This window comes from Pseudomonas sp. G166, assembly GCF_037027455.2.
In the GTDB taxonomy this organism is placed as follows: domain Bacteria; phylum Pseudomonadota; class Gammaproteobacteria; order Pseudomonadales; family Pseudomonadaceae; genus Aquipseudomonas.
In genome coordinates this window covers 3,549,651-3,564,824 of sequence record NZ_CP146985.1, presented here as the reverse complement: position 1 = coordinate 3,564,824, position 15,174 = coordinate 3,549,651, and the positions used below count along the sequence as shown (strand labels likewise).

Genomic DNA, 15,174 nt, shown 5'->3' with positions numbered 1-15,174 from the left:
ATCTTCAGTTGATACCTGGTGTAACGAATCATGAAGCGTCATTTCGAAGACCTGCAGTTGGGCAGCATAGAGCTGTTTTGTCTGGCGGCCGAGGCGGGCAGTTTCACCGCGGCGGCCCAGGCGGCGGGCGTTACCCCGGCGGCGGTGAGCCGTTCGATCTTTCGCCTGGAGGAGCGCCTGGGTTCACGACTTTTCGTGCGCACCACCCGCAGCATCCGCCTGACCGAAGCCGGCAGAACCTATTTCGAACAATGTCGCCAGGCGTTGACGCAACTGGTCGAGGCGCAACAGGAAATGATGGGCGCGCAATCGGTGCCGTCCGGGCAACTGCGCATCAGCCTGCCCACTACTTACGCTCATCACCGGATCCTGCCCTTGCTCCCGGCCTTTCGGGCGCTGTACCCGCAAGTAACCGTGGACCTGCACTTGAGCAATCGAAACATCGACTTCGTGGCTGAGGGTTATGACCTGGCGATCCGAGTGCGCGCCCAGCCGGACTCGTCCATGATCGCCCGGCTGCTGGAAGACGCGCAGTTGGTCGTGGTCGCGGCGCCGGACTATCTGCGCAAGGCTGGCACGCCACAGACTCTGGAGGACCTGGACGCTCACGAGTGCATCCAGTTCGAATTGCCCAGTAGCGGGCGACGGATTTCCTGGTTGTTCGATGTCGATGGCAAGGAGCGGGAGGTATTCGGCCAGGGTGGCTATTGCTGTTCGGATGATGTGCTGGGCGGGGTGACATTGGCCAAGCATGGCGCGGGGTTGTTCCAGACCTACAGATTCATCGTCGAACAGGAGCTGGCGGACGGCCGCCTGGTAGAGGTCTTGCAGCCCTTCGCGGGCCGCTCACGTCCTTTCACCTTGCTTTACCCCCACGGCCGCTACATGCCGCAACGGGTGCGGGCCTTCGTGGATTTTCTCTTGCAGCATCGCGAACAGTGGGCGGGAGCCTGACAATAACTTCGGGCCAAGGTGTTCCCTGTGGCGAGGGAACTTGCTCCCGCCTGAGTGCGAAGCGCTCAGCAGAAGCTCGCCACAGAAAACACCTGAGTCAACCCAATATCAGAACCGAAACGCCTGACGACCAATCAGCAACCACTTGCCATTCTTCTGCTTCTGCCAGATCTGGAAGTTCTCGATTTCAGTGGGAACCACTTCAGTGCCCTTGAGCGCCTGCGCTGAGAAGTGGTTACGCACCAGCGCCACATCGCCAGACAGGGTGATTTTCTGGTTCTTCATTTCCAGGGTCTTGAACGCGCTCTTGCCGGTTTCGATGTCGGCGATGAAGGCTTTCTTGTCCTGGATGTTCCCGCTGGAGTGCCCGTAGGTCAGGTGCTCGGCGGCCAGTGCCTGCAGTTGTGGGATGTCTTTGTGCAGCATGGCCTGGGTCAGGTGGTCGACGGCCTGGGCCACGTCTTGCTCGGGCGATGAAGTGGCTGCCGCTGCGTAGCCGCTGAACAGGCACAGGAAGCTGATGACCAGTGTGGTTTTTTTCATGGGGATTTCCTTATTTTTGTAGGTATCGGGCACTGAAGAGCGGTTTTGCCTTGCTCTCGTCGGTCATCGTATAACTTGTTTGGGGCGACGGGAATAGGCGAGCAGTTGCTTAACCTGGATCGACTGAAAATCGGCAGCCAAGCCTGGGTCAATGTGGTAGGGGGAATTTTGATCGTTCCCACGCTCTGCGTAGGAATGCATCCCGTGACGCTCTGCGTCACCTTCAGAAGCGGAACGCGGAGCGTCCCTGGCGACGTTCCCACGCAGGAGCGTGGGAACGATCAAACATACAGTGGCTTGCGATCACAACCCCTCCCGAACCGCCCCCCGAATCCCATCCAGCAACATGGTAAACGCCGGGTTGTCGTTGTCCTGGCGCCACACCAGGTGCAACTCGCTCTGCACCCCTTCGCCCAGGTCGATCTCGCGAAACACCACGTGCTTGAACACCACACTGGTGGCGCAACGCGGCACCAGCGCCAGGCCCATGCCGGCGTTGACCAGCGCCAGGATTGTCAGCGACGACCCCAGCCATTGCACGAATTGCGGTGCGACTCGGGCCGAGCGAAGCATGCCGGTGAGCAGTTCGTTGAAGGGCGGGTAGGCGGAGTGGGAGTACATGAGGAACGGTTGGCCGTCCAGATCCTGGACGCCCACGGTCTCGGCACTGGCCAGCGGATGGCCGGCAGGCACCGCCAGGACGAAGGGCTCGCGCACCAGGCACTCGGTGGCGTAACCGGTTTCCAGCAGCGGCGAACGAACGATACCCAGGTCGATGCGCCGGGCGCGCAAGGCCTCGTGCTGCTGGTAAGTGTTCATCTCCGCCAGGACGATTTTGACCTGGGGCTGTTTCAGCCGGGCCTCGGCGATGACCTTGGGCAAGAACTCGTACACCGCGCTGCCGACGAAGCTGATGGTGACCGAGCCGATGTCGCCCTGGGCGAACCGCCGGGCGGCGACGGCGGCTTGCTGTGCCTGCTCCAGCAGGTTCTGCGCCTCGATGAAAAACGCCCGGCCGGCGGCGGTGAGCGCCACGCTGCGGGTACTGCGGGTGAACAGTTCGACACCCAGGTGGTGTTCCAGCAATTGGATCTGCCGGCTCAGCGGTGGCTGGGTCATGTTCAGGCGTTCGGCGGCGCGACGGAAGTTGAGTTCGGTCGCCACCGTGGTGAAGCAGCGCAGCTGGGCTAGTTCAAACATTGATTCAATCCGGGTATCAATCAAGTGCCAAGTTAGATTAGACGGGAACAATCCGCCGCGTCCATCATCGCCCCGTTCCCCACAAAAACAATGATCGGGAGGCACCCCTTGAATAACGTAACGGACTCCACCCATGACAGCACCCTGGCGCTCGCAGCGGCCAAGGTCAAACGTCATGTACTGCCGCTGGTGGTGGTGATGTTCATCGTCAACTACATCGACCGGGTCAACATCGGCTTTGTGCGCAGCCACCTGGAAACCGACCTGGGCATCGGCGCCGCCGCCTATGGGCTGGGTGCCGGGTTGTTCTTCGTCGGCTACGCACTGTTTGAAGTGCCGTCCAACATGCTCCTGCAGCGCTACGGCGCCCGGGCCTGGCTGACACGCATCATGTTCACCTGGGGCGCGGCGGCCATGGCCATGGCCTTTGTGCGCGGCGAAACCAGCTTCTATGTGCTGCGCTTCATCCTCGGCGCGGCGGAGGCGGGGTTCTTCCCCGGCATCATCTACTACTTCACCCAATGGCTGCCCGCTAATGAACGCGGCAAGGCCATGGCGATTTTCCTCAGCGGTTCCGCCATCGCCTCGGTGATCTCCGGCCCGGTGTCTGGCGCATTGCTGCATCTGAGTGGACTGGGCCTGCACGGTTGGCAGTGGATGTTCCTGATCGAGGGCTTTGCTTCCATCGTGTTGTGCGGGTTTGTCTGGTTCTGGCTGCAATCCCATCCGAGCCAGGCCAAATGGTTGACCGACGACGAGAAAACCGTGCTGATCGCCGCCATTGCTCAAGAACAACGGGCCCGAGAAGCCGCGCAGGTGATCAAGCCGTCGATGTTCAAGTTACTGGCCGACCGGCAGATCGCGCTGTTCTGCTTCATCTACTTCTCCATCGCCCTGACGATTTACGGCGCCACGTTCTGGTTGCCAAGCATGATCAAGAAAATGGGCAACCTGGGAGACTTCCAGGTCGGCTTGCTCAACTCCATTCCGTGGATCATTTCCATCGTCGCGATGTACGGTTTCGCCGCCCTGGCGGGCAAATGGAAGTTCCAGCAGGCCTGGGTCGCGGTGACGCTGGTGATCGCGGCGTTTGGCATGTTCATGTCCACCACCGGCGGGCCGATTTTCGCCTTCGTCGCGATCTGTTTTGCCGCCATCGGTTTCAAAGCGGCGTCGGCGTTGTTCTGGCCGATTCCCCAGGGCTATCTGGATGCCCGTATCGCGGCGGCGGTGATTGCCCTGATCAACTCCATCGGCAACCTCGGCGGCTTCGTCGCGCCCACGGCGTTCGGATTCCTGGAGCAGACCACCGGCTCCATCGAGGGCGGCCTGTATGGATTGGCCATCACCTCGCTCGTCGCCGCCGTGGTGATCTTTTTCGCCCGCACCGCGCCCAAGCGCGACACCCCGAATTCACTGTCCGGCCGGCCCGAAACCGTTGCCGAAGCCGATCAGCCGCAAACACGTCAAGCCTTGAACCCTGGCCCATCGGGAGCCGTTGTATGAAGATCAAACGCGTCACCGTCACACCCATCGCCTTTCGCGACCCACCTTTGCTCAACGCCAGCGGCATCCACGAGCCGTTCGCGCTGCGCTCGATCATCGAGATCGAGAGCGACAACGGTTACATCGGCCTGGGCGAGAGCTACGGCGATGCGCCGGCCCTGGCGATCCAGCAGCAACTGCAGGACCAGTTGATCGGCCTGGATCCGTTCAACCTCAATCAGTTGCGAGCCATCGTCCAAGCCACCGTCGCCGCCCATAAACCGGTCAGCGTCGCCGGGGCCGAACTGGCACCGGGTTCCCATGCGAGCAAGGCGGTGAGCAATGCCTATTCGGCGTTCGAGGTGGCCTTTCTGGACCTGCAGGCCCATTACTTGAATGTGCCGCTGGTGGATCTGCTGGGCGGCGCGATTCGCGAGGAGATTGCGTTCAGCGCGTATCTGTTTTTCAAGTATGCCGAGCACATCGATTCGCCGTATCCGCCGGACAGTTGGGGCGAGGCGCTCAACGAACAGCAAATCGTCGCCCAGGCCCGACGGATGATCCAGGACTATGGCTTCAAGAGCATCAAGCTCAAGGCTGGCGCCCTCGATCCGGAGCATGAAGTGGCGTGCATCAAGGCGTTGAAGCAGGCGTTCCCCGGCTACCCGTTGCGCATCGACCCCAATGGCAACTGGTCCCTGGAAACCTCGATTCGCATGGCCGAACTGCTGGGCGATGACTTGCAGTATTACGAAGACCCGACCCCGGGGCTGGAGGGGATGGCCGAGCTGCACAAACGCACGGGCCTGCCCCTGGCGACCAACATGGTGGTCACCGATTTCGATGAGTTCCGTCGCAGCGTAGCGTTGAACAGCGTGCAGATTGTGCTGGCCGACCATCATTACTGGGGCGGCCTGCGGGACACCCAAGCCTTGGCAAAAATGTGCAGCACCTTCGGCCTGGGCGTGTCGATGCATTCGAACTCGCACCTGGGTATCAGCCTGATGGCCATGGCCCATGTGGCAGCGGCGGTGCCGAACCTGGACTTCGCTTGCGACACCCATTACCCGTGGCAGGAGCCGGATGAGGAAGTGATCAAGGGCGGCAAGCTGCCGATCGTCGACGGCTGTGTGAAAATCACCCGGGCGCCGGGCCTGGGTTTGGAGCTGGACCGCGATCAACTGGGCAAGCTGCATGACCAGTTCCTCAGTTGCGGTATTCGCCAGCGTGACGATGTGCGGCAGATGCAGCGCTACCGGCCGGACTGGAAAACCGTCAAGCCGAGGTTCTGAGCCCAAGGCGCAGGGCCTGCTGCGCAGGCCAGCGGGAGCAAGCTTGCTCGCCACAAGAGCCTTGCCATCCAAACAATATTGCGCGAAACCCTGTGGGAGCGAGCTTGCTCGCCATAGCAGTGTGTCAGTCGACATCAATGCTGAATGGTTCGCCGCCATCGCGAGCAAGCTCGCTCTCACAGGGTGGGTGGCCACCCAACGATCAACTGGCAGGACAACCGACCCACACCCAAAGTCTCGCGCCCGGCGGCATCGGGGTCTTACACCCAAACTGCCGCGCTGGGCCGGCGCTTCCAAAGCATTCGCCAATTGCCTCCAAGGCAGCGTATGACGCGGCCTGGCGCCTTTCGATAATCGCCTCCGACATCCCGTCTCATGTTGCGGAGCGCGCCATGCACAACAATAAAAATATTCGCCAGCGTTTTATGCCTGCGGTCATCGCCGGTCTTTCGACCCTGGGCCTGACGCCTTGGGCCCAGGCCGAAATCATGCTGTACGACAAAGACCAGACCACCTTTTCCACTGACGGCTACATCAACGCCTTCTATGTCAACAGTGACGTGGACCGGGCAGGGGATCAGTACGACCGTCGACAGGCGCGGGTCAAGATGGGCTTTTTGCCGAACTACCTGGGCTTCAACATGGGCAAGCAGGTCGATGACCTCAAGCTCGGTGCCCGCGCCTCGTTCTGGGTGACCATCAACGACAGTGAAACCAACGGCACCGACACCGCCATCGATGTGCGGCAATTCTACGGTACCGTCGCCAACCCAGAGTGGGGCGAGGTATTGATCGGCAAGGACTTCGGCCTGTTCGCCCGCTCCAACATCCTGCTCGATGAACTGCTGGCCGGTTACGGCCAAGTCAGCGACACCCTGGGGCTGGTGGACGGCGGTGGTGTCTCGTTCGGCAACATCGGCAGCGGTTACCCTTATCCGTTCCCAACCTCGCAGATCACTTACCGCACCCCGGTGATAGACGGCTTGCGAGTGGCGGTGGGCATCATGGATCCGGTGGACACCAACGACAACAGCGCCACCGGCAAGGCCTACCAGGAAAACCCTCGCACCGAGAGCGAGATCACCTACCAGTTCGACCTCGCCGGGGCGAAGATCTACAGCTGGCTCAACGGCAGCTACCAGACCTCGGACAACACCGACTCCACCGTCGAATCGGTGACCTCCAAAGGCCTGGGTTATGGCGTCCAGGCGAAGATGGGCGGGCTGTCGCTCACCGGTTCCGGGTTCCAGGCCAAGGGCATCAACCCGTTCTTCACCAACAACGCTGGCGAAGCCACGTTGCGCAACGTCGACAGCAAGGGCTACCTGCTGCAGGGCTCCTACAAGTTGGGCAAGAACCGCCTGGCGCTGTCCTACGGCAAGACCGACGACGATGGCAATGGCGTGGTGGGCAGCGGCGCCGATTACGAAACCCGTGGCATCGCGCTGTTTCATGACGTCAACGACAACCTCAAGCTCGTGGCCGAATACAACCAGTTCGAAATCAACGGCCACGACACCAGCGCGCAGAATGAAGACACCGATACCTTTGCAGTGGGGGCGGTGTTGACCTGGTAAGGGCAATTCGCCGAGCGAAAAGCATACCCTTGTGGCGAGGGGATAAAACCCCTCGCCACAAGGGCATTCCAGGCAAAGTCCGAGTGTTTTGTGGTGGCCCCAGCCGTGCGCATCGCGGCCAGGGCCGCCACTGTTCTCCTCCCATGGAAGCGCCCACCCGCTACCCAAGTAGCATTCGTGCCGCGGGCGCGGCTTCGTACACTCAAGGTTCCTATCACGCACCGTCGGAGGCGAAGATGCTAAAGGCCCAGAGCGAAGGTGTGGTGAGCGCCATGTCCCAGGCCACGGACGTCCAGCAAGTGGCCCAGGAGCTGGCGCGACAGTTGTTGCACCCGCACCTGGGTTTCGTGCTGTTTTTCTGTTCCGCCGAATACAACTTGCCGGCTCTCGGCCAGGCGCTGTCCCAAAGTTTCGGTGGGATTCGCCTGGTGGGCTGCACCAGCGCCGGGGAAATCACCGCCCAGGGTTATGGTCGCAACTGCGTGACCGCAGTGGGCTTCGATCATCGGCATTTTTCCATCGCCGCCGAACTGATCGGCGAAATGGAACACTTCAGCCTGATCGACGCCCAGCAAATGGTCGAGCGGCTGGCCAGTGGTTGCCGCAGCAACGCTCTGGCACCGATCAAGGGCCACAGCTTCGCCTTGACCCTGCTTGACGGCCTGTCCAGCCGCGAGGAAATGGTCCTGGCGGCCCTGAGTGCCGCACTTGGGGACATCCCGCATTTTGGCGGTTCGGCCGGCGACGATAATTACCTGACCCACACCCATGTGTACTTCGAAGGCCAGTTCCACAGTGGCGCGGCCGTGGTGCTGCTGATCAACACCTGGCTGGAATTCGAAGTGTTCACCACCCATCACATCCTGCCTCGGGAAGAAAAACTGGTGGTGACTGGCGCCGACAGCGCTTCACGACGGGTCTATGAACTCAACGCCGAACCTGCCGCCGAAGAATACGCCCGGCACATCGGCGTGCCGGTGAGCGCACTCGATTACCGGGTCTTCGCCGCCCATCCGCTGGCGGTGCGTATCAATGACCAGTACTACGTGAGGGCCATCCAGCAGGTACACCCGGACCTGAGCCTGAGCTTCTACTGTGCGGTGGAGAACGGCATCGTCCTTACCGCGATGACCCCGGGACCTTTGCTGGACAACCTGCAAAACCTGTTCGACGGCTTGCAGGCACGCCTCGGCGACTTGCTGCTGACCATCGGTTGTGACTGTTTCCTCAGGCGCCTGGAACTCGAAGACCGTGGCGGCCTGGAACAGATCGGCCAGTTCCTGCGCGAACAACGGGTGATGGGTTTCAACACCTACGGAGAACAGTTCAATGGCATGCACATCAACCAGACCTTTACCGGAGTTGCCATTGCCCGCCATCGCGTCCCCGGCCATCGCTGAGCTGCAGGCGCAGATCGCCAGCCTGCAGCACGACAACCACAAGCTGCGGCGGATCAACGCTGCGCTGATCGAACGGGTGGAGTCCGGCGTGACCCGGGGCAACGACCCGTATGCGGCATTCCAGCATTCGGTGGTGCTGGCCGAACAGGTTCGCGAGCGTACCGACGCACTGAACCAGGCCATGGCCGAGCTCAAGGCTGGCAATCACTTGCTGGGTGAGGCGCGGCTGCGGGCGGAAACCGCCCACCGGCATTTGATCGACGCTATCGAGAGCATTTCCGACGCGTTCGTGCTGTTCGATGAGCAGCAACGCATCGTCCTGTTCAATAGCCGTTTCAAGGCGTTCTGGGCCAACAGCCGGGTGCGGATCATCGCCGGGATGCGCCTGTCGCAGGTCAAGCGCTTGATGACCGCCAACGGCTTGTTCAGCGAAGAGCCCCGGGGGCAGGCCGACGAACACGTGCTGTATCGCTTGCAGAACGGTCGCTGGCTGCAAGTCAGCGAGCGACCGACCCAGGAAGGCGGGCGGGTGATCCTGTTTACCGACATCACCGACGTCAAACTCAGTGAAACTGTGCGCCGCGAGCAGGCCATCGCACAGAAATCCCACTTGTTGCAGCGCGCGGTCGACAACCTCTCCCAGGGCGTGGCGATGGTCAACGCCCAAGGCGTACTGGAGCTTTGGAACCGCCGGTTCCTGGAACTCAGCGGCCTGGCACCGGTGGCGGCCCATCGGTCGTTCAGCGAGGTCATCGCCGACAGCGAACTGCGCCTGCTAACCCCAGCCAGTCGCGACAGCAACGGGCGGTTGATCCACGAATGCGAACAGCGCCTCTCCGATGGCCGGGTCCTGGAGATTCGTACCCATCCGCTGCCCACCGGCGGTTACGTCAACACCTTTACCGACATCACCGAGCGCTACCAACACGCCGAGGCCCTGAGCGAAAGTGAACGCTGGATCCGTTTGATCACTGACCATGTGCCGGCGTTGATCGCCTACCTCAACGCTGACCTGGTCTACGAGTTCACCAACAAGGTCTACGAACAATGGTACTGCTGGCCGCGCGGGGTGATGCTCGGCCAGAGCTTGCGCGAGGCTCACAGCGAGCAGCATTACCAACGCCTGGAGGCTTACGTCGCCCGGGCCTTGGCCGGTGAGAGCGTGACATTCGAGTTCGCCGAAACCAACATCAACAACCAGGAACGCTACATGCTGCGTTCCTATGTGCCCAACCGGCTGGCCAACGGCGAGGTGGTGGGGATCTTCGTGCTGATCCGCGACATCACCGAGCGCCGCCGCACCGCCGAGGCGCTGCACCAGGCTTATCAGAACCTGGAACAGCGCGTGCAGGAACGCACCGCCGAACTTACCACCCTCAATGATCAGTTGCTGCGCGAGATCGACGAGCGCAGTCGGGTGGAATTGCGCCTGCGCGAGGCCAAGCGCGAGGCCGAGCAGGCCAACCTGTCGAAAACCAAATTCCTCGCGGCGGTCAGCCATGACCTGCTGCAACCGCTCAATGCCGCGCGGTTGTTCACCAGCGCCTTGCTCGAACGCCGCGAACCGGTGGCGAACGCACAACTGGTGCGCAATGTCAGCCATTCGCTGCAGGACGTGGAAAACCTGCTGGGCACCCTGGTGGACATTTCCAAGCTCGATGCCGGGGTGATCAAGGCTGACATCGCACCATTCGCCCTCAGCGAGTTGCTCGATAACCTGGCCGCCGAATATGTCCAGGTGGCCCGCAGCGAAGGGCTGGAATTGCACTTTGTGCCATGTTCGGCCCTGGTGCGCAGTGACATTCAGCTGTTGGCGCGGATCCTGCGCAACCTGCTGAGCAATGCCATTCGCTACACCCCCAGTGGTCGGGTGGTGTTGGGTTGTCGGCGACATCGCCAGCGTTTGTCGATCGAAGTCTGGGACAGCGGCATCGGTATCGCCGAAAACCGTCTGGAGGAAATTTTCCAGGAGTTCAAGCGCGGCGACGTACAGCGCCCGGACCAGGACCGCGGATTGGGCCTGGGGCTGGCGATTGTCGAGAAAATCGCCGGTATCCTCGGGCACCGGATCCAGGTGCGTTCGTGGCCGGGCAAGGGCTCGATGTTCGCCATCGAAGTCCCCCTCAGCGCCACCGCGCCCAAGCCGTTGCCGTGCCTGGACATGAGCGAACCGATGCTCGAGCGTTTGCGCGGAGCGCGGGTCTGGGTGTTGGATAATGACGCGGCGATCTGCGCCGGCATGCGGACCTTGCTGGAAGGCTGGGGGTGTCGGGTAGTGACCGCATTGTCGGAGCAGGACCTGGCACGCCAGGTGGACAATTACCATGCCGAGGCGGATCTGCTGATCGCCGACTATCACCTGGACAATGAGCAGAACGGGGTCGACGCCGTTGCCCGGATCAATGCCCGCCGGGCCTCACCGATCCCGGCGATGATGATCACCGCCAACTACAGCAACGAACTCAAGCAACAGATCCGCGAACTGGGCCATACCCTGATGCACAAGCCGGTGCGGCCGATGAAGCTCAAGATTGCGATGAGTCATCTGTTGGGCCAGACCCACGGCCATTGATCGTTCCCACGCTCTGCGTGGGAATGCATCCTGTGACGCTCTGCGTCACCTTCCAGAAGCGGAACGCGGAGCGTCCCAGGTGGCATTCCCACGCAGAGCGTGGGAACGATCAATACAGCTACGATGCGGTGCCTTTCAACGCCGCAAATAAGCCCCGAAATCAATATCCCCGGCACTGAGGATCGCCTGTACCCGGTTGTGCACATTGAGTTTGCGCAGGATGGCCGAGACGTGAGCCTTGACCGTGGTTTCGGCGATGTCCAGCGTATAGGCGATCTGTTTGTTCGACTCACCTTTGGTCATGCGCTCAAGCACCAGCAGCTGCTTGCGGGTCAGGGCCTGGAGCAGTTCCGGTGGAAAGCTCGGGTTCTCATTCAGGCGTCGGCCCATCGGGCTTTTTTGCGTGCGGATGATGTCAGGTGGCAGGTACACGTTGCCGTTGAGAATCTGTTCGATGGCATCGGTCATCTGCGAGCGAGGCGAGGACTTGGTGATGAAGCCCACCGCACCATAGGTGATGGCCTGCAACACTATCTGCTTGTCTTGCTCGGCGGAGACGATCACCACAGGAATGGTTGGCGCCTCGTTGCGCAGGTTGATCAGGCCATTGAGCCCGTGCATGCCGGGCATGTTCAGGTCCAGCAGGATCAGGTCGAGGTCGTCGTGTTCGCGGGTCAACGCCAGGGCGCTGTCCAGGTCGGCGGTTTCCATCACCTCGCTGCCAGGAAATCCGTCGCTGATGACGTTGTGGATGGCTTCGCGAAACAGTGGGTGATCGTCGGCTATCAGGATCTTATACATGGCCATTCACCTCGTTATTGTCGTGTGGGTGGGGCAGTTGGGCGCACGCGTGCGGTCAGGGAAAGGGTTCGGGCCGCGCTGCCTGCAGGGGCAGGTTGGCCGCTTCCCACGCATCGAGGCCGTCGCGATACCAATACACATGGTTATAGCCCATGGCAGCGGCGCGTTTTACCGCGTTCCAGCTCAGCCAGCAATCGGCGCGGCAATAAAAGACCAGCGGTTGGTCCGACCGCCCGGAGGTGGCTTTGCGCAGATGATAGGAGAGGTACGCCTGCCAGGTCGGGTCGAGGTCACCGTCGCCGGTATTGGCCAGCCACAGGCTGCCGGGGAGGTTGGCGTGAGGCTCGTTATCGATGAACTGCCCCTGGACCCAGGGCCGGCGGTAAACGTCGATCAGTACCGGGGGCGGTGTTTGCCCGAGCAGTTGTTGCAGGGCCTGGGTGTCGAGCACCTGCGCACCGTCCACCGCGGCAGGCGTCGGGCTGCGGTACAACGCAATACGGTAGCCCTGTGGGGAAAACAGGGCAGTGTCAGCCTGCGCGACATTCAGCGACAGGCCCAGCAGGACGATGGCCAGCAAACGGGGCATAGGAATTTATCCTTTTTGTTATGCGCCCATTACATGCCAGGGTGGGAGGTCTTGTGAATGCGACCATAGACAGGAAAACCAGTACTAAAGTCGTAATTTGAGGCGATGGATCCTGCACAGAACCCTGTGGGAGCGAGCTTGCTCGCGATGGCGGCGGATCATTTAGCAACGATGTTGACTGACGCACCGCTATCGCAAGCAAGCTCGCTCCCACAGGAATCCATCCACCAGGGAAGGCTTGTGTGGGCTGGATCAGTTCGCCTTACGCAACGCCGCATGCTGCGGATTGAACGTCCACACCGCCAGCAGCGCAAACACCAGGGTCAAGCCCAGGCATACCGCCATCGCCAACAGGTTGAACTGTTCGTACAAGGCAAAACGCACCAGTTCCACGCCATGGGTGAACGGACTCACCGCGCACAGCCAATACAGCCACGGGCTGGCTTCGAGCATCTTCCATAACGGGTACAGCGCCGAAGACAGGAAGAACATCGGGAAGATCACGAAGTTCATCACCCCGGCAAAGTTCTCCAACTGCCGGATGGCATTGGACAGCAGCAAGCCCAGGGCGCTGAGCATCAGCGCCACCAGCAACAGGGCCGGCAGGGCCAGCAGCAGGCCCATGGTCGGCGGCTGGATCCCGTACAACCAGGCAATGGCGAGAAAGGCGTAGACCTGCAGCAGCGAGATCAACGAGGTCGCCAGCAACTTGCTTGCCAGCAGAAAAGCCCGGGGCAGGGGGCTGGTCAGCAACACGCGCATGCTGCCCATTTCCCGGTCGTAGACCATCGATAGCGAACCTTGCATGCCGTTGAACAGCAGGATCATGCAGGCCAGCCCGGGCACGATGTACACCTCGTAGGGAATGTAGGTGTCGTAGGGCGCGATGATGGCGATGCCCAGCGCCGCACGAAAGCCGGCGGCGAACACCAGCAGCCACAGCAGCGGCCGCACCAGGGCACTGAGCAAGCGTGTGCGTTGCAGCACGAAACGCAGCCATTCGCGCGTCACGATGCCGCTGAAACAATACCAGTACGCGCTCATGGCTGAACTCCCGAGGTGGTCAAGTGCGTGAAGGCCGAGCCGAGGCTGCCGCCATGTTCCAGGCTCACGGCATCGGCGCGGCCACTGGCGACCAGGCGGCCCTGGTGCAGGATCAGCAGGTCGTCGCTGGGCTGCACTTCGTCCAGCAGGTGAGTGGTCCAGAGCACGCTGATGCCATGCTCGCGGCACAGCTGGCGAATGTGCTGACCCAGGGCCAGGCGGCTGGCCGGATCGAGGCCGACACTGGGCTCGTCCAGCAGCAACAGGCGCGGTTCATGCAACAGGGCCCGAGCGATTTCCACCCGGCGTCGATGGCCGCCGTTGAGATCGCGCACCCGCTCGTGGCGTCGCTCCGTCAGGTGCTGGCGGGCCAGTTCGGCGTCGATCCGGGTGGCGCCCTGCCGCCGCGACAAACCATGCAATGCGATGTGATAGCGCAGGTTCTGCTCGACACTCAGGTCCAGGTCCAGGGTGCTCTGCTGGAACACCACGCCCAACTGGCGCAGCGCCGCTCGCGGTGATTGCTGCAGGGAATGACCGCCGACACGGATATCTCCGCGTTGCACGTCGTACAAGCGCGTGAGCAAGGCAATCAACGTCGACTTACCGGCGCCGTTGGGCCCCAGCAGCGCGGCGAAGCGCCCGGCGGGTAAGCTGAAACTGACCTGTTTGAGGGCTTCGCGTGCCCCATAGGCGAAGCACAGCTCGCTGACCTCCAGGGCGTTCATGGCGTCACCACCACGCCCCAGGGATAACGCCCGACCTTCACCGACTTGAGCACCTTGCGACTCTGTACATCGATCACCGAAACATCGCCGCTCACGCCATTGGTTGCCAGCAGCTGGCTCTGGTCCGGGGTGAATGCCAGTTGCCAGACCCGTCGGCCCACCAGCAGGTAATCGAGTATTTCGAAGGTCTTGGCGTCGATGACCGCCACATGATTGGCCGGGCCCAGGGCGACGAAGGCGAGCTTGCCGTCGGCGCTGAGCTTGATGCCCACCGGCTGCACTTTGTCAGGGTGCACGCCCTTGATCTGGAAGGTCAGGGTCTTGAGGGTCTTGCGTGTGGCGACATCGAGAATGGTCAGAGTGCCGCCGATCTCCGCCGATGCCCACAGTTGGGTTCCATCGTGGCTGAACTCGACGAAACGCGGCCGCTGGTCCACCAGCGTGTTGTCGGCCAGGGTCTGGGTGCTGGTGTCGATCCAGTGCAGCATGTTCGTGGTTTCACTGGTGTTGACCGCCCACTTGCCATCGGGGCTGACGGCCATGCCTTCGGGCTCGACACCCACGCCAATCTGGCCCAGCACTTCGGAGGTCTGGGTATCGATGACCGTGACCAGGGCGTCGTCCTCGTTGGAAACGTAGAGCCAGCGGTCGTTGGGGTGCAGGGCGAACTGCTCGGGGTCTTTGCCGGAGGGCAGTTCCTTGATGATCTTGCGCGTGGCGACGTCCATCACCTGCACCCGGTCCGAATCGCTGGCGCAGATGTACAGCAGGCGGTTGTCGTGGGACAGCAACAAGCCACGGGGGCGCTGGCCCACCGGCAGGGTGTCGATGACTTCCAGGCTTTGCATGTCGATCAGGCTCAGGCTGTTGTCTTTCTCGTTGGAGACCCAGGCAGTGCTCGCGGCGGCAGGGCCGGCGACGAGCAGCGCAGCGCCCAGGGCGAGGGCTTGGCAGAGCTGGGCCGGGCAAATCAGGGAGCGGCGCATGGC

At 61.8% G+C, this 15,174-nt stretch carries 13 protein-coding genes and 1 pseudogene; 6 read left to right on the top strand and 8 right to left on the bottom strand.

Annotated features, from left to right (window positions below; genetic code table 11):
• Window positions 1-30: 30 nt before the first annotated feature.
• On the top strand, window positions 31-954 hold the full coding sequence (locus SGN16_RS15350) for a LysR substrate-binding domain-containing protein (RefSeq protein ID WP_335945536.1): 924 nt from the start codon (window positions 31-33) through the stop codon (window positions 952-954).
• Between the two features lie 108 nt (window positions 955-1,062).
• Here the strand turns inward: SGN16_RS15350 and SGN16_RS15345 are convergent, their stop codons facing one another.
• Window positions 1,063-1,497: a nuclear transport factor 2 family protein gene (locus SGN16_RS15345; RefSeq protein WP_335945535.1), complete on the bottom strand. Its 435-nt coding sequence runs from the start codon at window positions 1,495-1,497 to the stop codon at window positions 1,063-1,065.
• Window positions 1,498-1,800: 303 nt separating this feature from the next.
• Window positions 1,801-2,697 (bottom strand): LysR substrate-binding domain-containing protein, encoded by an 897-nt coding sequence (locus SGN16_RS15340; protein WP_335945534.1) that lies wholly within the window; start codon window positions 2,695-2,697, stop codon window positions 1,801-1,803.
• Between the two features lie 108 nt (window positions 2,698-2,805).
• Here SGN16_RS15340 and SGN16_RS15335 point away from each other — a divergent pair, with 108 nt between their 5' ends.
• From SGN16_RS15335 to nahK, 5 genes are all read left to right on the top strand, one after another.
• Window positions 2,806-4,203 carry an MFS transporter gene (locus tag SGN16_RS15335; RefSeq protein WP_335945533.1) on the top strand — a complete coding sequence of 466 codons (1,398 nt, stop codon included), beginning with the start codon at window positions 2,806-2,808 and terminating at the stop codon, window positions 4,201-4,203.
• Window positions 4,200-5,474, top strand: coding sequence for a glucarate dehydratase family protein (locus SGN16_RS15330; protein WP_210638872.1), 1,275 nt, complete (start codon window positions 4,200-4,202; stop codon window positions 5,472-5,474). Before SGN16_RS15335 ends, SGN16_RS15330 begins: the two co-directional genes overlap by 4 nt.
• A 392-nt stretch (window positions 5,475-5,866) precedes the next feature.
• Window positions 5,867-7,051: a porin gene (locus SGN16_RS15325; RefSeq protein WP_210638871.1), complete on the top strand. Its 1,185-nt coding sequence runs from the start codon at window positions 5,867-5,869 to the stop codon at window positions 7,049-7,051.
• 236 nt (window positions 7,052-7,287) lie between these two features.
• The gene (gene nosP, locus SGN16_RS15320) at window positions 7,288-8,451 is read left to right on the top strand and encodes a nitric oxide-sensing protein NosP (protein ID WP_135845338.1); all 1,164 of its coding nucleotides are present in this window, start codon (window positions 7,288-7,290) and stop codon (window positions 8,449-8,451) included.
• Window positions 8,381-11,023, top strand: coding sequence for a hybrid sensor histidine kinase/response regulator NahK/ErcS' (gene nahK / locus SGN16_RS15315; protein WP_246883010.1), 2,643 nt, complete (start codon window positions 8,381-8,383; stop codon window positions 11,021-11,023). The genes nosP and nahK overlap by 71 nt, the downstream gene beginning before the upstream one ends.
• Window positions 11,024-11,158: 135 nt before the next feature.
• Here the strand turns inward: nahK and SGN16_RS15310 are convergent, their stop codons facing one another.
• From SGN16_RS15310 to SGN16_RS15285, 6 genes and pseudogenes are all read right to left on the bottom strand, one after another.
• Window positions 11,159-11,824, bottom strand: coding sequence for a response regulator transcription factor (locus SGN16_RS15310; protein WP_210638869.1), 666 nt, complete (start codon window positions 11,822-11,824; stop codon window positions 11,159-11,161).
• A gap of 55 nt (window positions 11,825-11,879) precedes the next feature.
• Window positions 11,880-12,413 (bottom strand): PQQ-dependent catabolism-associated CXXCW motif protein, encoded by a 534-nt coding sequence (locus SGN16_RS15305; protein ID WP_210638868.1) that lies wholly within the window; start codon window positions 12,411-12,413, stop codon window positions 11,880-11,882.
• Between the two features lie 124 nt (window positions 12,414-12,537).
• Window positions 12,538-12,666, bottom strand: a pseudogene (locus tag SGN16_RS15300) (DUF4381 domain-containing protein); the annotation flags it as partial.
• Window positions 12,666-13,457, bottom strand: a complete 792-nt coding sequence (locus tag SGN16_RS15295; RefSeq protein ID WP_210638867.1) for an ABC transporter permease — start codon at window positions 13,455-13,457, stop codon at window positions 12,666-12,668. The pseudogene SGN16_RS15300 and the gene SGN16_RS15295, both read right to left, overlap by 1 nt.
• Window positions 13,454-14,185: an ABC transporter ATP-binding protein gene (locus tag SGN16_RS15290; RefSeq protein WP_210638866.1), complete on the bottom strand. Its 732-nt coding sequence runs from the start codon at window positions 14,183-14,185 to the stop codon at window positions 13,454-13,456. The genes SGN16_RS15295 and SGN16_RS15290 overlap by 4 nt, the downstream gene beginning before the upstream one ends.
• Window positions 14,182-15,171 (bottom strand): YVTN family beta-propeller repeat protein, encoded by a 990-nt coding sequence (locus SGN16_RS15285; protein ID WP_335945532.1) that lies wholly within the window; start codon window positions 15,169-15,171, stop codon window positions 14,182-14,184. The genes SGN16_RS15290 and SGN16_RS15285 overlap by 4 nt, the downstream gene beginning before the upstream one ends.
• Window positions 15,172-15,174 lie beyond the last annotated feature (3 nt).